General features: G+C 64.9%; 15 protein-coding genes and 1 pseudogene. 6 read left to right on the plus strand and 10 right to left on the minus strand.

Going from position 1 to position 19,398, the window contains the following annotated elements:
* The 3 genes from VSR34_RS35895 to VSR34_RS35905 form a co-directional block, all read right to left on the minus strand.
* On the minus strand, positions 1-304 hold a 304-nt coding region (locus VSR34_RS35895; RefSeq protein WP_342964937.1), incomplete at its 3' end, for an FAD-dependent oxidoreductase.
* 39 nt (positions 305-343) lie between these two features.
* Positions 344-1,729, minus strand: a complete 1,386-nt coding sequence (locus VSR34_RS35900) for an L-serine ammonia-lyase (protein ID WP_028212536.1) — start codon at positions 1,727-1,729, stop codon at positions 344-346.
* Positions 1,730-1,927: 198 nt separating this feature from the next.
* On the minus strand, positions 1,928-3,070 hold the full coding sequence (locus VSR34_RS35905; protein WP_342964938.1) for a porin: 1,143 nt from the start codon (positions 3,068-3,070) through the stop codon (positions 1,928-1,930).
* Positions 3,071-3,417: 347 nt separating this feature from the next.
* On the opposite strand from VSR34_RS35905, the gene betI reads away from it, so the two are divergent.
* The 3 genes from betI to betA are packed head-to-tail and all read left to right on the plus strand — an operon-like array spanning position 3,418 to position 7,270.
* A complete protein-coding gene (gene betI, locus VSR34_RS35910; protein WP_028212534.1) occupies positions 3,418-4,029 on the plus strand; it encodes a transcriptional regulator BetI in 612 nt (203 codons plus the stop codon).
* A gap of 23 nt (positions 4,030-4,052) precedes the next feature.
* Positions 4,053-5,522 carry a betaine-aldehyde dehydrogenase gene (gene betB / locus VSR34_RS35915; protein ID WP_342964939.1) on the plus strand — a complete coding sequence of 490 codons (1,470 nt, stop codon included), beginning with the start codon at positions 4,053-4,055 and terminating at the stop codon, positions 5,520-5,522.
* A gap of 11 nt (positions 5,523-5,533) precedes the next feature.
* Positions 5,534-7,270 carry a choline dehydrogenase gene (betA, locus tag VSR34_RS35920; RefSeq protein WP_342964940.1) on the plus strand — a complete coding sequence of 579 codons (1,737 nt, stop codon included), beginning with the start codon at positions 5,534-5,536 and terminating at the stop codon, positions 7,268-7,270.
* Between the two features lie 173 nt (positions 7,271-7,443).
* On the opposite strand, the gene VSR34_RS35925 is transcribed toward betA, so the two are convergent.
* Positions 7,444-9,090, minus strand: coding sequence for an APC family permease (locus VSR34_RS35925; RefSeq protein ID WP_342964941.1), 1,647 nt, complete (start codon positions 9,088-9,090; stop codon positions 7,444-7,446).
* Positions 9,091-9,177: 87 nt separating this feature from the next.
* Complete coding sequence (locus VSR34_RS35930) at positions 9,178-10,128, minus strand: choline ABC transporter substrate-binding protein (protein ID WP_342964942.1); 951 nt, start codon at positions 10,126-10,128, stop codon at positions 9,178-9,180.
* Between the two features lie 482 nt (positions 10,129-10,610).
* On the opposite strand from VSR34_RS35930, the gene VSR34_RS35935 reads away from it, so the two are divergent.
* Positions 10,611-11,183: a DUF4142 domain-containing protein gene (locus VSR34_RS35935; protein ID WP_028212530.1), complete on the plus strand. Its 573-nt coding sequence runs from the start codon at positions 10,611-10,613 to the stop codon at positions 11,181-11,183.
* A 63-nt stretch (positions 11,184-11,246) separates the two neighbouring features.
* Here VSR34_RS35935 and VSR34_RS35940 read toward each other — a convergent pair whose 3' ends face one another.
* Entirely contained in the window at positions 11,247-11,846 is a 600-nt protein-coding gene (locus VSR34_RS35940) for a TMEM175 family protein (RefSeq protein ID WP_028212529.1), read from the minus strand.
* 227 nt (positions 11,847-12,073) lie between these two features.
* On the opposite strand from VSR34_RS35940, the gene VSR34_RS35945 reads away from it, so the two are divergent.
* Positions 12,074-12,319 carry an H-NS family nucleoid-associated regulatory protein gene (locus VSR34_RS35945; RefSeq protein WP_342964943.1) on the plus strand — a complete coding sequence of 82 codons (246 nt, stop codon included), beginning with the start codon at positions 12,074-12,076 and terminating at the stop codon, positions 12,317-12,319.
* Positions 12,320-12,411: 92 nt separating this feature from the next.
* Here VSR34_RS35945 and kdgD read toward each other — a convergent pair whose 3' ends face one another.
* Genes kdgD through VSR34_RS35965 form a run of 4 tightly spaced genes read right to left on the minus strand, consistent with a single transcriptional unit; the run spans position 12,412 to position 17,275 of the window.
* Entirely contained in the window at positions 12,412-13,329 is a 918-nt protein-coding gene (gene kdgD, locus VSR34_RS35950; protein ID WP_028212528.1) for a 5-dehydro-4-deoxyglucarate dehydratase, read from the minus strand.
* Between the two features lie 52 nt (positions 13,330-13,381).
* Positions 13,382-14,731 (minus strand): glucarate dehydratase, encoded by a 1,350-nt coding sequence (gene gudD / locus VSR34_RS35955; protein WP_342964944.1) that lies wholly within the window; start codon positions 14,729-14,731, stop codon positions 13,382-13,384.
* Between the two features lie 58 nt (positions 14,732-14,789).
* On the minus strand, positions 14,790-15,899 hold the full coding sequence (locus VSR34_RS35960; protein WP_342964945.1) for a beta-propeller fold lactonase family protein: 1,110 nt from the start codon (positions 15,897-15,899) through the stop codon (positions 14,790-14,792).
* Positions 15,900-15,943: 44 nt separating this feature from the next.
* Complete coding sequence (locus VSR34_RS35965; protein ID WP_028212525.1) at positions 15,944-17,275, minus strand: MFS transporter; 1,332 nt, start codon at positions 17,273-17,275, stop codon at positions 15,944-15,946.
* A 270-nt stretch (positions 17,276-17,545) separates the two neighbouring features.
* On the opposite strand from VSR34_RS35965, the pseudogene VSR34_RS35970 reads away from it, so the two are divergent.
* Positions 17,546-19,020 (plus strand): annotated as a pseudogene (locus tag VSR34_RS35970) (aldehyde dehydrogenase (NADP(+))).
* Positions 19,021-19,398: the final 378 nt, after the last annotated feature.

The following is a 19,398-nucleotide window of genomic DNA, read 5'->3' on the forward strand; positions in this document are numbered from 1 at the left end:
CTTCCCAGAGCTTCATCGCCTTTTCGTAGAGCGCCGCGGATTCATCCCACAGGTAATTGGAACGCACGATGGTCGTATTGCGCGCCGTATTGCCGCCGCCGATCCAGCCCTTCTCCAGGATCGCGACATTCTTCACGCCGTGCTCCTTCGCGAGGTAATAGGCTGTCGCGAGACCATGGCCGCCGCCGCCGACGATCACCACGTCGTACTCCTTCTTCGGCTCCGGGCTTCTCCACTGCCGCTCCCAGTTCTCGTGATACGACAACCCGTTGCGGAACAGACTGAATATCGAATAGCGGCTCATCTCGCAGACCCCTTGTTGCGCGTTACCATTAGCGTTGCATTAGCATTCGATGACGTTCACGGCCAGTCCGCCGCGCGACGTCTCCTTGTATTTCGTCTTCATGTCGGCGCCCGTTTCGCGCATCGTCTTGATGACGTTGTCGAGCGTGACGTAGTGCTGGCCGTTGCCCTTGAGCGCCATGCGCGCCGCGTTGATCGCCTTGATCGCGCCCATGGCGTTGCGCTCGATGCACGGAATCTGCACGAGGCCGCCGACCGGATCGCAGGTCATGCCGAGGTTGTGCTCCATGCCGATCTCGGCGGCGTTCTCGACCTGCTCAGGCGTGCCGCCCATCACGGCTGCGAGCGCCGCGGCGGCCATCGAGCACGCCACGCCCACCTCGCCCTGGCAGCCCACTTCCGCGCCCGAGATCGACGCCGTTTCCTTGTAGATGATGCCGATGGCGGCGGCCGTGAGCAGGAAATTGGCGATGCCTTCGTCGTTCGCGCCCGCGACGAACTTCACGTAGTAGTGCAGGACCGCGGGAATCACGCCCGCCGCGCCATTCGTGGGCGCCGTCACGACACGGCCGCCTGCTGCGTTCTCCTCGTTCACGGCCATGGCGTAGAGGTTGACCCAGTCGAGCATCGAAAGCGGATCGCGCAGCGACTCTTCGGAGCGCGAACGCAGATGCACCGAGAGGTCGGCCGCGCGGCGCTTCACGTGCATCGGGCCCGGCAGTTCGCCGTGCATCTTGCAGCCGCGCTCGACGCACGCCGCCATGGCGCGCCAGATCGCGAGCAGCCCCTCGCGCACCGCCTCCGGCGTGCGCGCCACGCATTCGTTCGCGAGCGTCACCTGCGCGATGGAGAGACCGCTTTCGCTGCATACGCGCAGCAAGTCGTCGCCGGTGCGGAACGGATAAGGCATGTCGTGCCCGCTACGCACGCCGTTCACGCGATCGCCGTCGCGGTTCACGACGAAGCCGCCGCCCACCGAGTAGTACTCCTTTTCGACGAGCAGCTGGCCGTTCTCGTCGAAGGCCTGAAAGCGCATGCCGTTGGGATGCAGCGTGTGCGCGCCGCTCATCGTCTTGCGATAGAAGCCGATGCACTCCTTCTCGTCGAAGCGGATCGCCTGCTTGCCGAGCAGGACGAGCGACTTTTCGCTGCGGATGGCGGCGAGCCGCGGCTCGATCTGGTCGGGATCGATCGCGTCGGGCAGATTGCCCTCCAGGCCGAGCAGCACGGCCTTGTCGGTGCCGTGGCCCTTGCCCGTGGCGCCGAGCGAGCCGTACAGCTCCACTTTCACGCGGCGCACGAAGGCGAGCAGATTGGCGTCCTCGACATGGGACACGAAACGGCACGCGGCGACCATCGGGCCGACCGTATGCGAGCTGGACGGACCGATTCCGATCTTGAACAGGTCGAAAACGCTGACGTTCATCTGACTTCCCTTGGCGCTCTGCGCATTGGTGAGGTTGAGTGCCAGTAGACCAAAGAGGCCGTGTGCGCCGATAGAACAAAAACGCCATCGCCGTTGGACGGCCCCGCCAGCCGGGGGCGCCGGGCGCCTCCGGCGCGCGCTGTGCCGGAGCTTTACCCGTGTTTTCCCTAAGTTATGCGGTGCAAACCGCCCGCGCGTTCAGAACGAATGCCGCAGGCCGACGCGCACGTCGGCCTGGGTCGTGGTCGAAGAGGGCGTGAAGCTGTAGCCGATCACGGCATCCACACCCTGCGAGGCCCTGAGCCAGTCGCCCGAGATGTAGACGTCCGTGCGCTTCGAAAGCAGGTAATGCATGCCCGCCGAAAGCTGGTTCCAGTGGTGGCCGTCGAAATGCGTGTACTGGTAGCCGCCCGCCACGCTCAACGCCGGCGTGACCTGCCAGTTGGCGCCGCCTTCGCCGACCTGCATGTGCTCGCTCGTGCCGAACGCCTTGATCTGCGTGTAGGTGAAGGCGCCCATCAGCGTGACGTCGCCGATCGCATAGCTCGCGCCCACGCCGAAGGTGGCCTGCTTGTCCACGGGGAACGGCGTTTCCGAATAGAGCGAAGTGACGGCGCCCGTTGCCGGATCGACGCTCACGGTGGGCCGCCCGAAGAACGTGCGCACGCCGATCATGTTGTACGGGTCGAACGCGTAGATGCCCGACGGGTTGTTCAACTGCGTGTACGCGGTGCCCATCGCGAACGGACCGTTCTGGTACTGCGCGCCCACGCTCCACGCACTGCCGGTATGAAACTCGCCGGGCGTGTTGCTGAACGAATACATGCCGCCGAACTGGAATCCACCGAAGGTGTTCGACATGAACTTCACGGCGTTCGGCAAGTGGTCGCCGTTCATGCGGTCGAAGTCGCCCTGGTTGATCGCATAGCCGCTCGCCCAGGCCGTGACGTTGTAGAGGTAGACGAACTCCTGCGTCATGTCGGCCTGATTGCCCAACGTGACTGCACCCCAATCGTTCTGGAGTCCGACATAAGCGATGCGACCGAACAGCGAGCCGCCGTTGGCAATTTGTCCGTTGCCGAGATGAAAACCGCTTTCCAGCTGGAACACGGCCTTCAACCCGCCGCCCAGGTCCTCGGTGCCCTTGAGGCCCCAGCGGTTCGCCTGCGCGATGCCGTCGTCGAACTTCACCTGGTGCGAGCCGCCTGCGTTGCTCACGTAGGTCACGCCTGCGTCGATGATCCCGTACAACGTCACGCTGCTTTGTGCATGGCTCACGTTCGAGACAGCAGCCAATGCCAGCGTCATACCGCTCAGTGCCATCGCATTCGGTTTCTTCATGGTGTCGGGTCTCACTTTTCTCGCGATTCAGGTTGTCGGGCCGCGCCGCATACGCGTGGCGCACTGCGCGGTGGATCAAAACGTACAAGTCCAAATCTCCATGGACTTGCGCAGACACGACACGCGCTGGCGCTAACGCGACACGCACCCGGCAAGAAAACCCCTGAAAAAAAGGCGCAATCCGTTATGGGGCGGGCTTCGGGAGGCGTTCCGGCCGCGCGATCATCGGGAATCCGACGCGGAATGTCCAAAAAGCGTCAGCCCCGCCGCGTGGCCGCTTTTATTGATTGAACATTCAATAAAAAATGCCTAGAGTGAAACCCTTCCTGGAAGCACCTTGAACCACCATGCCCAAGATCGGAATGCGCGATGTGCGTCGCGCGCAACTCATCGACGCCACCCTGCAGTCAATCGACCAGTCGGGTCTCTCCGGCACGACGCTGGCAACCGTCGCGCAGCACGCGAAAATCTCCACCGGCATCGTGAGCCACTATTTCGGCGGCAAGGACGGCCTGCTCGAGGCCACCATGCGCCACGTGCTGCACGACCTCTGGGAGGCCACCGTGCGCCGGCGCCTCGCCGCGAAGGACGAGCCGCGCGCGCGCTTGCGCGCCATCGTCGCGGCCAATTTCGACGTCTCGCAGGTGAACGCGCCCGTCATGAAGACGTGGCTCGCGTTCTGGGCCGAGAGCATGCATCAGCCCGCGCTGCGCCGCCTGCAGCGCGTCAACACGCGGCGGCTTCATTCGAACCTGTGCGCGGAGTTCGAGAAGGTGCTGCCCGCCGCGGCCGCCCGGCGCGCCGCGAGCGGCCTCGCCGCGCTGATCGACGGCCTCTGGCTGCGCGGCGCGCTCACGGGCGAACCGTTCGACACGAAGGCCGCGCTGCGCGTGGCCAACGACTACATCGACCTGCTTCTCGAAGCGCGCACCAAAGCGCGCTCGGGCAAGTCGTCCTGATAATCCGGCCCGGAGTCACTTCGATGTCCCTCTTTCCCGTGCAACGCCTTTTCATCGACGGCGGCTACACCGACGCCACCAGCGGCGAAACCTTCAACACCTACGATCCCGCCACCTGCGCGAAGCTCGCCACCGTGCAGCACGCGAGCGCCGCCGATATCGACCGCGCCGTGGAATCGGCCCGAACCGGCCAGCGCGCCTGGGCCGCCATGACGGCCATGCAGCGCTCGCGCGTGTTGAGGCGCGCGGTCGACCTGCTGCGCGCGCGCAACGACGAACTCGCAGCCCTCGAAACCAGCGACACCGGCAAACCGATCGCCGAAACGCGTGCCGTCGACATCGTCACGGGCGCCGACGTGATCGAGTACTACGCGGGCCTCGCGCCCGCGCTCGAGGGCCAGCAGATCCCGCTGCGCGAGACGTCTTTCGTCTACACACGGCGCGAGCCGCTGGGCGTGACGGCCGGCATCGGCGCATGGAACTACCCGATCCAGATCGCCTGCTGGAAATCGGCGCCGGCGCTCGCCGCCGGCAACGCGATGATCTTCAAGCCCAGCGAAATCACGCCGCTCTCGGCTTCGAAGCTCGCGGAGATTTACGTCGAGGCAGGCGTGCCGCCAGGCGTGTTCAACGTGGTCCACGGCGACGGCCGCGTCGGCGCGATGCTGAGCATGCATCCCGGCATCGAGAAGATTTCGTTCACGGGCGGCGTCGAAACGGGCAAGAAGGTCATGGCGGCGGCGGGCGGCTCCACGCTCAAGGAAGTCACGATGGAACTGGGCGGCAAGTCGCCGCTCATCGTCTTCGAAGACGCCGACCTCGACCGCGCCGCCGATATCGCCGTGACCGCCAACTTCTTCAGCGCGGGCCAGGTGTGCACCAACGGCACGCGGGTGTTCGTTCATCAATCGGTGATCGCGGCGTTCGAGGCGCGCGTGCTCGAACGCGTGAAGCGCATTCGCGTGGGCAACCCGGCCGATCCCGAGACCAACTTCGGGCCCCTCGCGAGTGCCGCTCAACTCGACAAGGTGCTCGGCTACATCGAGAGCGGCAAACGTGAAGGCGCGCGGCTGATCGCAGGCGGCGCGCGCCTCACGCAAGGCGATTTCGCGCGCGGCCAATACGTGCAGCCCACGGTGTTTTCCGGCTGCCGGGACGACATGCGGATCGTGCGCGAGGAAATCTTTGGTCCCGTGATGAGCATCCTCGCTTTCGCCAACGAAACCGAAGTGATCGCGCGCGCCAACGAAACGCTTTACGGGCTCGCCGCCGGTGTCGTGACCGAAAATCTCTCGCGCGCGCATCGCGTGATTCACCGGCTCGAAGCCGGCATCTGCTGGATCAACACGTGGGGCGAGTCGCCCGCCGAAATGCCCGTGGGCGGCTACAAGCAGTCCGGCGTGGGGCGCGAGAACGGCATCACGACGCTCGAGCACTACACGCGCATCAAATCCGTCCAGGTGGAACTGGGACCGTATCAGCCCGTTTTCTGAGGGAGTCCTGCATGGCAGCGCAAGAGTACGACTACATCATCATCGGCGCGGGATCGGCGGGCAATGTGCTTGCCGCGCGCCTCACCGAAGATCGCGACACGACGGTGCTGCTGCTCGAAGCGGGCGGCCCCGACTACCGCTTCGATTTCCGCACGCAAATGCCCGCGGCGCTCGCGTTCCCGTTGCAGGGACGCCGCTACAACTGGGCCTACGAGACCGAGCCCGAGCCGCACATGAACAACCGGCGCATGGAGTGCGGGCGCGGCAAGGGGCTCGGCGGCTCGTCGCTCATCAACGGCATGTGCTACATCCGCGGCAACGCGCTCGATTACGACGGCTGGGCAGAACGCAAAGGGCTCGAGAACTGGAGCTATCTGGACTGCCTGCCCTATTTCCGCAAGGCCGAAACGCGCGACATCGGCGCGAACGACTATCACGGCGGCGAGGGTCCCGTACACGTGACGACGAGCAAGCCCGGCGTGAACCCGCTGTTCGAGGCGATGATCGAGGCAGGCGTGCAGGCGGGCTACGCACGCACCGATGATCTCAACGGCTACCGCCAGGAAGGCTTTGGGCCGATGGATCGCACCGTCACCGCGAAAGGCCGGCGCGCCAGCACCGCGCGCGGCTATCTGGATCAGGCAAAGCATCGGCCGAACATCGACATCGTCACGCACGCCGTGACCGACCGCATTCTGTTCAGCGGCAAGCGTGCGCACGGCGTGGTCTTTCTCGACGGCCCCGCACGCGTGACGCGCTATGCGCGCCGCGAAGTGCTGCTGTGCGCGGGCGCGATCGCCTCGCCGCAGATCCTGCAGCGCTCAGGCGTTGGGCCGGGCGCGTGGCTGCGCGAACTCGACATTCCCGTCGTGATAGATCTGCCCGGCGTTGGGCAGAATCTTCAGGATCACCTGGAAATGTACATGCAGTACGAGTGCAAGGAGCCGGTCTCGCTCTACCCTGCGCTTCTCATGCGCAATCAGCCGGCCATCGGCATCGAATGGATGTTGCGCGGCACTGGCATCGGCGCCAGCAATCATTTCGAGGCGGGCGGCTTTATCCGCACGCGCGACGACGATCCGTGGCCGAACCTCCAGTATCACTTCCTGCCTGTCGCGATCAATTACAACGGCAGCAACGCGATCAAGATGCACGGCTTCCAGGCGCACGTGGGGTCCATGCGCTCGCCGAGCCGTGGGCGCGTGAAGCTGCGCTCGCGCGACCCGCGCCAGCATCCGTCGATCCTCTTCAACTATATGGCCGAGGCGCTCGACTGGCGCGAGTTCCGCGACGCGATCCGCATCACGCGCGAGATCATTGCGCAGCCCGCGCTCGATCGCTTTCGCGGGCGCGAGCTGAACCCCGGTGCGGCGCTCAAGACCGATGCGGAGATCGATGCCTTCGTGCGCAACCGCGCGGAAACCGCTTATCACCCGTCCTGTTCGTGCGCGATGGGCTACGACGACATGGCCGTGGTGGACGGCGAAGGCCGCGTGCACGGCGTCGATGGCCTGCGCGTGGTGGATGCGTCGATCATGCCGCGCATCATCACCGGCAACCTCAATGCGCCGACGATCATGATCGCGGAGAAGATCGCGGACCGCATTCGCGGGCGCGAGGCGCTGGCGCGTTCGACAGCCGATTACTATGTGGCGAACGGGGCGGCGGCCCGGGAGACGGGTTTGTCGGGAGGCGGCGAGGTGGGCTCAGGTGCGGTCAAGCAGCGCTCGCGTAGTGTGACGGTCTAAAAGGCGGTCTAAGCGGCGGTTCAAAAGTTCATCTGTGTTAGCCAGCATCGGAGCGCGATGATTCGCGCGACGAGCTGGCTTTTTTTCATGCCAACGTTGCCGAAGCTGCAAATAAAAAAACGGCACCATGCAAGCATTGCTGCCCACATGATGCCGCCAACACTGAAGCAAACTCAGACCGATGCAGCCAGCCAGTGCGAAACCGCGATCGTGATCCCCGCCGCGACCAGGGCGCCGTAGGGCGCAAGATTCAGCCACCGGCTGCGCTGCGGCACGCTCACTTCCATATCGAGCGCACTGCCCGCCGGAAACCGTCCGCGATCCTGCCAGTAGTGCCGGAAAGCGAAGACTGGCACGATCAGCAGCATGGCGATGAGGCCATCGCGCAACGTCCCCTCGCCTTGCAGATTCGCGCCAGCGCCGACGAATACCAGGTTCGCATAACCGAAGAGCGCACCCAGCGCGAGCAGCCATGTCGGACAGCGGAACGGGCGCGCCCATGTGCCACGGTCCATGCGATGAATCCACCCCGACTGCAAATTCAGGAAAACGAACAACATGTAGCAGACGTTCGAGATCGACAGCACCGTCATGTAATCCGACATGCCGAGCAGAACGAGATTGAATCCGAGATCGGTCCACATCGCCGCCGTCGGCGCCCCGTGCTCGTTCACGCGCGAGAGGTAGCGCGGCAGCCAGCCGTCCACCGAAGCCTGATAGAGCGTGCGCGACGAACCCATCATCGACGTCATCACGATCAGGAGAATGGAGAGCATCAGCATCACCACCACGGCATTGCCCACCCACGCGCCGCCGCCCACCATCGCCGCCATGGCGGTGCCCACGCCGGTGCCGTCGCCGATGCGCGGATCGAGCATCATCGGCGTGCCGAGCGCCCCTTGGAACGCGAGCGGCACGAGCGTCATGACGACGAGGCAAAGTGCGCCGGACCAGAAGATCGCCCTTGCCGTATCGCGCCGCGGGTCGCGGAACTCACGCGTATAGCACACCGCCGTTTCGAATCCGTATGACGCCCAGCCGGCCATGAACATCGCGCCCAGCGCCATGACGACGCCCTGGCCATTCCACGCGCCGAATACCGAAGCGGTGAGATTGCCTTGCGCGTCGTGCCCGAGCGGCAGCAGCGGAAAAAGATGTTTGGCAGGCACATCGCCGGTGATGAAGGGCACGAGGCCGACGATCAACAACGGCGTGAGCGATGCGATGCCGAGAATCTTCTGCGTTTTCGCCGCCTTCGAAGCCCCGCTGTGCTGAAGCCTGAACGTAATCAGCAGGAAGGCCGCGGCGATCAGGAACGTCGCGTTGATGCGAAGGGTGAGGCCCGGCTTGATGAAGTCCAGATTTGCGAGCGTCCAGTGCCACTGCATGATGGCCGCCTCGGGCGGGAACAGCGTGGCGAGCGCGTAGTTCGCGGCGAGCCCGCAACCGAGCGCGAGCATGGGCGACCACGCGAGCCAGTTACACCACACGGAAACCGGCGCGATCATCTTGCTGTAGCGGACCCAGCCGATTGCGCCGTATACCGAAGCACCGCCCGACTTGTGCGGAAAGAGCCCTGAAATCTCGGCGTAAGTCGCGCTTTGCACGAGGCCCATCGTGATCGATGCGATCCAGATCGCCCATGCGGGCTGGCCGATCGTTGCACAAACGCCGCCGATCGTGAACAGCACGCCCGCGGGCACGCCGCTCGTCACCCAGAATGCGTCTTTCCACGTGAGGCCGCGCTGTAGCGCGTGGCCGTGACCACTGCGTGCGTCGCTCTCCTGTGCGCCGCGCGTACCGATTCCCGCTTGCTCCATCTGCCTCCTCCTCTCCTGAACGCTAATCAACCAAAATTGCCGCGCAAATAGGGTGTTCCGCGGGTGCAAACCGCGGAACGAGGCGTTTCAGTTCACGCCCAGCGAGGCGCGCACAGCAGGCAAGCCCGGCTTGCCGTCCAGCGTGGTGACGCCGGCCAGCCAGTTGTCGAGCACCTGCGGGTTGCTGCGCAGCCAGTCGGCGGCGGCCTTGTTGGGATCCACCTTGTTGGCGATCGGCACCATCAGATGGTTCTCGATGGCCGTCGTGAACTGCAGGTTCGAGACGAACTTCGCGACGTTCGGGCAGCGCGCGGCATAATCGGGCGGTTCCGCGGTCAGGACGCGCGCCTCGCCGTAGTTGGGGCCGAACACGTCGTCGCCGCCCGAGAGATAGTCGATCTTCATCTGCACGTTCATCGGATGCGGCTCCCAGCCGAGGAACACGATCCATTGCTTCTCGCGAACGGCGCGGTTGACCTGCACGAGCATCCCCGCCTCGCTCGATTCGACGAGCTTGAACTTGCCGAGGCCGTACTGGTTCGCGCCGATCATCTTCTGAATGAGCGCGTTGCCGTCATTGCCGGGCTCGATGCCGTAGATGCGGCCTTGCAGCTTGTCCGCGAACTTCGCGATGTCCTGAAACGATTTCAGGCCGCCCTGGTAGACGTAGTCGGGAACCGCGAGCGTGTATTTGGCGCCCGTGAGATTCGGCGTCGAGAGCACCTTGATGGAGCCCGATTTCGTGAACGGCTCGATCATCGGGTCCATGGTCGGCGACCAGTAGCCGAGAAACACGTCGATCTGCTTGCTCTTGAGCCCCGCGAACGTGATCGGCACCGAGGCGATCGTCTTCGTCGGCGTATAGCCGAGCGCGCCGAGAATGGTCGATGCCACGCCCGTCGTCGCCGCGATATCGGTCCAGCCCACGTCCGCGAACCGCACGTCCTTGCACGCGGCAGGATCGGCTGCGTACGCGCTGGCGCAAAGGAATGCGGCGCACGCGAGCGCGCCTGTCTGCTGCAGGGGGAATCGGCACATCGTCATCTCCTCAGGAATCGAACTGCGTCGCAAGGTCAGGCGCATCAAAAACGCCATGAAGTCTCATGAGGAATAGTTGTCCGGCAAAAAGCGGACTAACGTAGCAATTGCGACGAGCAATTGCGCAGAAGCGACAAGCGATTCCAGCAGGCAAGTCCCGACAGGGCTTTAAGTTAATTGAACGATCAATATACGGACGTTCGGCGTCTACCTTTCATTCTGAAAATTTGATCGGTGGAACGTCGTCGTCGTCAATGCGGGCATTGCTTGTCTTGCCGGTCGCGTACTTACCAACCGTTACACAAGCGCGGCAATGGTTTCACCTGAAGCGCGGGCGAGTTCCTAGAATTCCTCAGACCGTTGAGCAGCAAGGCGCCACGCCACGACGGTCCCGCGCAAGTCCGCACCGAGAGCTGCACGACGTGCGACGCGGCGCGTGCAATCGATACCAACTGATACCAACTACGCAGAAAGGAGTTCACATGACTCGCCTCTCGCTTGCCTCGCTCATCACGGCTTCGGCCGCCAGCCTTTGCGCCGTTGCGCTGAACGCCCATGCGCAGACTCCCGCGCCGTTGGCAACGGCATCCGCCGCTGCCCCGGCCGAAACGGTCAAGCTGCATGCCGCCGACAAGGCGTTCATCGCCGACGGCACGCAGACCGTGGCCACGCAGCGCGATGCAGCGCGCATTGCCAACTCGCGCTCGACCGACCGCGAAGTGAAGGCCTTCGCGGAGAAACTGGTCGCCGACTATACGAAGCTCTCGGACTCGATGCGCGCCGCGAGCCCGCGCGGCGTGGATGTGCCGCGCAACGATCCCGATGCCGCAGTGCTGGCCAGCATCAACAACTTGCGTGGCGCGGAATTCGACAAGACGTATATCGAGCAGGTCGCGCTCGCCGGTCAGCAGAAAACACTCTCGGCGTTCCAGGCGGAGATCGCCTCGGGCCGTGACGCGGGTCTGAAGAAGGCCGCCACGGAAGGTCTGCCCGTGATCCAGGCCGACATCGCCAGGGCGAAGGAACTGGCCCAGCGCAAGCATATGGCAGGCTGACGACGACGTGATTGCGAGGTAGATTGATGGGCCGGTTGCGCGAGCGCCGGCCCTCGATGTTCCCTACTCTTCCTTGTGTTCGCCCGAGGCCATGGCTAGCCGCTCCATGCGTTTGTCGGGCACGAACCAGAGCAGCGCGACGACGAAGTAGAAAATCGCGCCCATCAGCGGATAGCCGAGCGCCGCGAGCGCAGAGCCCGCAAGATAGAGCACCGGCGATATCTTGCCCTTGATGTCGTTGCCCAGCGCAATCGCAAGCGGGCTTTGCGTGCCGTGATAGCGCACGAGCACGAATTGCAGCAGGGCATAAGCAACCGCGCAGAGCAGCAGGTTGATGCCGTAGAGCGCAGTGGGCCAGCGCCCGAAGTGGTTTTCGCCCATCCAGCCCGTGGTGAACGGCAGCAGTGAAAGCCAGAACAGCAGATGCAGGTTCGCCCAGAGCACCGAGCCGTTCACGCGGCGCGCGGCGTGCATCATGTGATGATGGTTGTTCCAGTAGATCCCCACGTAGATGAAGCTCAGCACGTAGCTCAGGTAGACCGGCCAGAGCGGCGCGAGCGCGGCGAGGTCTTCGCCGTGCGGCACCTTGAGTTCCAGCACCATGATGGTGATGATGATGGCGAGCACGCCATCGCTGAACGCTTCGAGTCGGTTCTTTTCCATCTGCGGGATCGGCTTGCGAGGGAGGTAAGGCAAACGGGAAGTATGTCCGAAGTTCCACTGCGCTGCATGGCGTGCGGCCGCAAGCGTTGGTTCGCTTCGGTGCGTGCGCCGCGCGCGGGTCACGTGGCTCGCGGCCCTGCTGGCGCCAAACGGACGCCCGAAACCCCACGCGAAACCCGCGCAGCGCGTAAAATCAGCGGCTCGTTTTCACTCGACAAGATTTCCCGATGGCAACCTACCGCGAATTGCTCGCCCAGAAGCGCGAACTCGACGAGCGCATCGAAGCGGCGCGCGCCGAGGCGGCGCACGAAGCGCTGGCCAGCGTGCGCGCAGCGATCGCCGAATTCGGCTTCACGCCCGAACAGGTGTTCGGCAAGCCGCGCCGCGAAAAGACCGCGCGGGGCGCGCGCCGTCCGCGCAAGTCCGAGCGCGCCAATCTCGATCTGTTCGCCGACGCAGCCGACCAGACCTGAGCGCACACTGAACGCACGAACGAAGAGGGCCCTGGCGGGCCCTCTTCGAAGCGATGCGATGCGCGGGCTGCCCCGCGCACATACATGGCGCGTTACTGCGCGCCGAGCTTCTTGATCAGCACGTCGAGCTGCGCCATTTCTTCTTCGGTGAGGTCCGTGAGCGGCGCGCGCACCGGGCCTGCGTCGTGGCCCACGAGCTTCGCGCCAGCCTTCACGATGCTCACGGCGTAGCCCGCGCGGCGATTGCGAATGGCGAGATACGGCAGGAAGAATTCGTCGATGAGCTTGCCCACCGTCGCGTGGTCGTCGGCGGCAATCGCGCGGTAGAAGTCCATGGCCGTCTTCGGAATGAAGTTGAATACAGCCGACGAATACACGGGCACGCCCAGCGCCTTGTACGCGGCGGCGTAGACTTCGGCCGTGGGCAGGCCGCCCAGGTAGGAGAAGCGGTCGCCGAGGCGGCGGCGGATCGTCACCATCGCCTCGATCTCGCCCACGCCGTCCTTGAAACCGATCAGGTTTTCGCAGCGGTCCGCGAGCTGTTCGAGCATGTCGGCGTTGAGCTTCGAGTTCGCGCGGTTGTAGACGATCACGCCCATCTTCGGCACGGCTTTGCAGAACTGCTCGACGTGCGCGGCAATCCCTTCCTGCGAGGCTTCCGTGAGGTAGTGCGGCAGCAGCAGGATGCCCTGCGCACCGTTGCGTTCCGCTTCCTGTGCGTACTCGATGGCCACGCGCGTGGCGCCGCCCGCGCCCGCGAGAATCGGCACCTTGCCCTTGCAGGTTTCGGTGGCCGTCTTGATGACCTGCGAGTATTCGCTCTTCGTGAGCGAGAAGAATTCACCGGTGCCGCCCGCCGCGAACAGCGCGCTCGCGCCATAAGGCGCCAGCCATTCCAGGCGCTCGGCGTAGGTATTCGCGCGGAAGTTGCCTTGCGCGTCGAAGTCGGTCACGGGAAACGAAAGCAGTCCTTCGGAAACGATTTGCTTGAGTTCTTGCGGCGTGGTCATGGTCTTGAATCCTGTTGTCAGGTCAATAAAGACGTTGAGTTGAAGATGGCGTTCAGCGCACGAGGCACGGACGCTTGTTGTCGAATGTCCAGTTGGGAACGAGGTACTGCATGGCGATCGCGTCGTCGCGCGCGCCGAGGCCGTGCTCCTTGTAGAGCGCGTGCGCCTTCTCCAGCGCGTCCATGTCGATGTCGATGCCGAGACCGGGCTTTTGCGGTACCTGCACCTTGCCGCCCACGATCTGCAGCGGCTCGCGCGTGAGCCGCTGGCCGTCCTGCCAGATCCAGTGCGTGTCGATCGCCGTGATCTTGCCGGGCGCCGCGGCGGCCACATGCGTGAACATGGCGAGCGAAATGTCGAAGTGATTGTTCGAATGCGAGCCCCAGGTGAGGCCCCAGTCGTTGCACATCTGCGCCACACGCACCGACCCTTGCATGGTCCAGAAGTGCGGGTCGGCGAGCGGAATATCCACGCTTTGCAGTTGAATGGCGTGACCCATCTGCCGCCAGTCGGTCGCGATCATGTTGGTGGCCGTGGGCAGGCCCGTGGCGCGGCGGAATTCGGCCATCACCTCGCGGCCCGAGTAACCGTTTTCCGCGCCACACGGGTCTTCCGCGTAGGCGAGCACATTGTGCTTGTCGCGGCACAGGCGTACCGCCTCGGCGAGCGACCACGCGCCGTTCGGATCGAGCGTCACGCGCGCCTGCGGGAAGCGCTCGGCCAGCGCCGTGACTGCCTCCATTTCCGCATCGCCCGCCAGCACGCCGCCCTTGAGCTTGAAGTCGTTGAACCCGTAGCGCGCGTGCGCGGCTTCTGCGAGACGCACGACGGCTTCGGGCGTCATCGCTTCTTCGGTGCGCAGGCGCTCCCAGTCGTCGCGGCCGTCGGCGCCGCTCGCGTACGGCAAGTTGGTCTTGTTGCGGTCGCCGATGAAGAACAGGTAACCGAGCATTTCCACTTCGCTGCGCTGCTGGCCTTCGCCGAGCAATGCGGCAACGGGCACGTTCAGATGCTGGCCAAGCAGATCGAGAAGCGCGGCTTCGAGCGCCGTGACCGCGTGAATCGTGGTGCGCAGGTCGAACGTCTGCAGGCCGCGACCGCCCGAGTCGCGATCGGCGAACTGTTTGCGCACGGTGTTGAGCACCGCCTGCAGATTGCCGATGGACTGGCCCAACACGAACGCACGCGCGTCTTCGAGTGTCTTGCGGATCGCCTCGCCGCCCGGCACTTCGCCGATACCGGTGTTGCCCGCGCTGTCGCGCAGCAGCACGACGTTGCGCGTGAAGAGCGGGCCGTGCGCGCCGGAGAGGTTCAGCAGCATGCTGTCGCGGCCCGCCACGGGCACGACGCGCAGTTCGGTCACGACGGGCGTCGCGTTCGGTAGATCGGTTTGTGTAGACATGAACGTATTACCTGTAAAAGTGCGGCGCGCGCTGCGCCCTCTGGATTCAAACGGTCGATCAGAACTGTGCGGCATCGGCGGCGACGATCTCCACCCAGTTCGCGCCATGGCCGCCCTCGGCGCGCGAGACGGGCGTGAGCGCGCCGCTGGCGGCATCGATCGCGTAGACCGAGACGTGCTGCGACTTTTCTCCGCACGCCACGAGAAAGCGGCCGGTCGGGTCGATGCGAAAGCCGCGCGGCTGCGTTTCGGTCGGCGTCGTCGCCACGCATTCGAGTGCGCCGACCTGCGCTCCGTTTTGCACGACGCGCAGCGTGAGCAGGCGGCTCGTCGTGCGCTCGGACACGTAGACGAAACGGCCGTCGGGCGAGACGTGAATATCGGCCGCCCAGACGAGCTTCGCGAGCACCGCAGGATCGGGCTGCACGGGGTCCGTGGGGCTCGGGCGCGCAAAACCGTCGTTCAGATGCGCGAAATCGGCGGCGCGCGGCGCGACGTGCAGCGCCGCGAGTTGGCCCGAAGCAGCGTCGCGCGAGAAAGACGCCACCGTCGCGCGGAATTCGCTCAGCACGTAGAGCACGTCGCCGTTGGGCGAAAAGCGCAGATGCCGCGGACCGAAGCCCGCGCCAAGATCTACCGTGCCGATTTCGGTGAGGCGCCCCTCGTCTTCCAGCGCGAAACAGAACACGCGGTCGCTGCCAAGAGACGACGCATACGCGAAACGCCCATCGGCGGAAACGATCACCGCGTGCGCGTGCCCGATATCGCCGATCACCTGCAGCGGCTCGCCCTTGCCGCTCTCAACGTCCGCAAGGCGATACAGGCTCACGCGATGCTCGCCGTACGAAGCGCCCAAAAGGAAGCGTCCACGCGGTTCCGCGCACAGATACGCAAGGCTCGATGCGATCGGCGCGTTCGCGCGGGGCGAGAGGGCACCGGTCTGCGCATCGATCGCATACTCGTTCACTCGCTTGTCCGCACCGCGCGTGGCCGCATAGATCAGGGGGCGATCGGGCGAAAGCGCCATCGGCATGACGTTGTCCTGCGCGGCCACACGGGCGTGCGCCGTAAGCGCGCCGGTCCGGGCATCCAGATGGAACACGCTGATATCGCCGTCTTTCGAGTTCGCGACGTAGACGAAGAAGCGCGCGGGGTTCGGCTGGTTCATGGTGGGCGATTCCTTCTCGATTGACGGTGGCGCTCAACGCGGACTCAGAGCGCGCCGCTCTGGACCGATTCTTCGGTGAAGGCGCGGCGCGACGGCTTGTTGCGGGCAAGGAACGCGGCGGCGGCGGCGATCAGCGAGGTCACGCCGAGGCCGTAGAGCCCGCCCGCAATCGAGCCCGTATGCTGCTGGAGATAGCCGAACGTGGCCGGCGCGAAGAAACCGCCCAGGTTGCCGAGCGAATTGATGAGCGCGATCACGGCGGCGGCCACGCGGGCGTCGAGATAGCCTTGTGGCATCGGCCAGAACAGCGAGGAAGCCGCCTTGAAGCCGATGGCCGAGAAGCAGATCGCCACGAACGAGAACACCGGGTTCGCGGAGGTCGAAGCGAACAGACCGCATGCGGCAATCACGAGCGCGAGAGCGAGCCACGCCTGCTGGAAGCGGTACTTTGCCGAAAGCAATGCGAAGCAGTACATCGCGACGATGGCGATCATCCAGGGAATCGCGTTGTAGAGACCCACCTGGAAGTCGGTGAGGTCGCCCATCTTGCGGATGATGGTGGGCAGCCAGAACGTGGCCGCGTAGATCGTGAGCTGGATCGCGAAATAGAGGAAGCAGAACAGCACGATCTGCGGGTCTTTGAGGAGACGCAGCACCGGCACGTGGGCGCCCGTCGCGGCTTCGCGCTCGGCCTGCTCGCGCGCGAGATACGTTTCGAGCGCACCCTGCTCGTCGCTCGTGAGCCAGTGCGCGTCGCGAATGCGCGACTTCAGGAAGACCCAGCTCACGCCGCACAGCACGATGGAGAAGCCGCCTTCGATGAGGAACATCCACTGCCAGCCGGCAAGACCGAGGCCGCGCACGGAAAGCAGGGCGCCCGTGACGGGGCCGGAGAGCACCGAGGCGAACGCCGAGCCCGCGAGGAACACCGCCGCCGCCTTGCCGCGTTCCTTTTGCGGCAGCCATTGCGCGAAGTAGTAGATTACGCCGGGAAAGAAGCCCGCTTCGGCGATGCCGAGCAGAAAGCGCAGCACGTAGAACGACGTATCGTTGTGCACGAACGCCATGGCGGCCGCCACGAGGCCCCAGGTGCCCATGATGCGCGTGAGCCAGGCGCGCGCGCCGTACCTTTGCATGAGGATGTTGGAAGGCACTTCGAAGAGTGCATAGCCGACGAAGAAAAGACCCGCGCCCAACCCGTAGGCGGCCGCCGAAAGGCCGATATCGGCCTTCATGTGCGCACCGGCAAAGCCTACGTTCACACGGTCGATATAGTTCGCGATGAACATGATGAGGAAGAGCGGCAGCACGTGCCGCAAAACCTTGGCGCTGGCCGACTCCAGCAGGTCTTCATAACGGTTGGCGGGGGCGGACATCGCGGTTGTCTCCTGTGGGCGCTCCGGTAGCGCGCGGTTTGGATCGATTGTGGTACGTTGTCTGATGACATTCTAGACAGGTCCGTCGCCACAGCCAACGTCGCGTTTACCCTGTTCCGGAACGTGAATCATACCCGATGTCCTCGCTACGGCGCACTCGGCGCCCTTCCCGGTGCGAAAAAAGGAGCGACGGGGTTTTCGCCGGGGATGATCTGAAGTACGATGGTTGTACGATGACTTAACTCAACCGCACGAAAGTTCGGAGACGACATGCAAATCACTGGCGACATGCTCATTGGAGGCCGCGCGGTGCGCGGCACGGAAAAGCCCCTCACGGCTTTCAACCCAGCCACCGGCGAAGCGATTCCCGCACCGGCCTTCGGCAGCGGCACGGCCGCCGACGTCGACGCGGCCTGCAAGCTGGCCGCGGCGGCATTCGATGCCTACCGCACGCTGCCCCTCGACGAGCGCGCCGAGTTCCTTGAGCGCATCGCCGATGGCATTGCGGCGCTCGGGGACGCGCTCACCGAGCGCGCCCACGCCGAAACTGGCTTGCCCAAGGCACGCCTGGAAGGCGAGCGCGGCCGCACCGTGGGCCAGCTCAAGCTGTTCGCGCAGGAAGTGCGCCAGGGCCTGTGGCTCACGCCCACGCTCGACTCCGCCCTGCCCGATCGCAAGCCGCTGCCGCGAGCCGACCTGCGTCTGCAGAAGGTGGCGCTCGGCCCGGTTGCCGTATTCGGCGCAAGCAACTTCCCGCTCGCGTTTTCGGTGGCGGGCGGCGACACGGCCGCGGCGCTGGCGGCGGGCTGCCCGGTCGTCGTGAAGGCGCATGGAGCGCACCTCGGCACTTCGGAGATGGTGGGCCGCGTGATCCAGCAAGCCGTCAAGGACATGGGGCTGCCCGAGGGCGTGTTCTCGCTGATCGTCGGCGCGGGGCGCAGCGTGGGCGAGGCGCTGGTTGCGCATCCTGCCATCAAGGCCGTGGGCTTCACCGGCTCGCGCGCGGGCGGCACGGCGCTCATGCGCATCGCCGCGAACCGTCCCGAGCCGATCCCCGTGTACGCGGAGATGAGCAGCATCAATCCCGTCTTCCTGCTGCCGGGGGCGCTCGGTTCACGGAGCGCGGCCATCGCGCAGGGCTTCGTCGATTCGCTGGTGCTGGGCGCGGGGCAGTTCTGCACGAATCCGGGGCGTATGAGGAAGGCGCGCGCCGCCTTGGCGATACCGTGGGCGTGAGCGCGCTCGCACAAGGCCAGCCAGCGAGCGGACCGAACCAGGCGTTTGCCGCCCTCTTCGTGACGGACGCGAAAACGTTCCTCGCGCAGCCGACCCTGGAAGATGAAGTGTTCGGGCCGGCTTCGATGCTCGTGCGCTGCAAGGACGAAGCCGAGCTGCTCGCGGTGGCGGAGCATTTCGCGGGCCAGCTCACCGCGACGATTCAGATGGACCGCGACGACGTGCCCACTGCCATGCGCCTCGTGCCGATTCTCGAGCGCAAGGCCGGCCGCCTGCTCGTGAACGGGTTCCCGACCGGCGTGGAAGTCACGCACGCCATGGTGCATGGTGGCCCGTTCCCGGCTACGTCCGATAGCCGCGCGACTTCGGTGGGCACGAGTGCGATGGAGCGGTTCTTGCGGCCCGTTTGTTATCAGGATTTTCCTGCCGAACTGCTGCCTCAGGCGCTCGCGGACGGCAATCCGCTCGGGCTGTGGCGGCGCAGGGACGGTGAGTTTGTGAAGGGGTGAGGTTTGGGAGGTCGCGGTTCTTTGCCACTTTGGGCTTTTCTTGTGATCGCGGCGGTTTGCTAGCGTTGCCCCTGGGCGGGGCTGCAGCTGCTTTGCTTTGCACAGCGGCAAAGATCGCGGTGCATGCGCTTGAAACTTGTTTTCGCGTCGGTCTGTTAACGTTGCCCCTGTGCGGGGCGGCGGCTGCTTTGCTTTGCACAGCGGCAAAGATCGCGGTGCATGCGCTTGAAACTTGTTTTCGCGTCGGTCTGTTAGCGTTGCCCCTGTGCGGGGCGGCACCTACTTTCTTTGCCGCGGCAAAGAAAGTAGGCAAAGAAAGCCGCTCACACCGCCAATGCCTGCCACCATTCACCTCTCGTCGTAGTTGGTGAATGGCTC

It is taken from the genome of Paraburkholderia sp. JHI2823 (assembly GCF_038900695.1).
Lineage (GTDB): Bacteria > Pseudomonadota > Gammaproteobacteria > Burkholderiales > Burkholderiaceae > Paraburkholderia > Paraburkholderia mimosarum.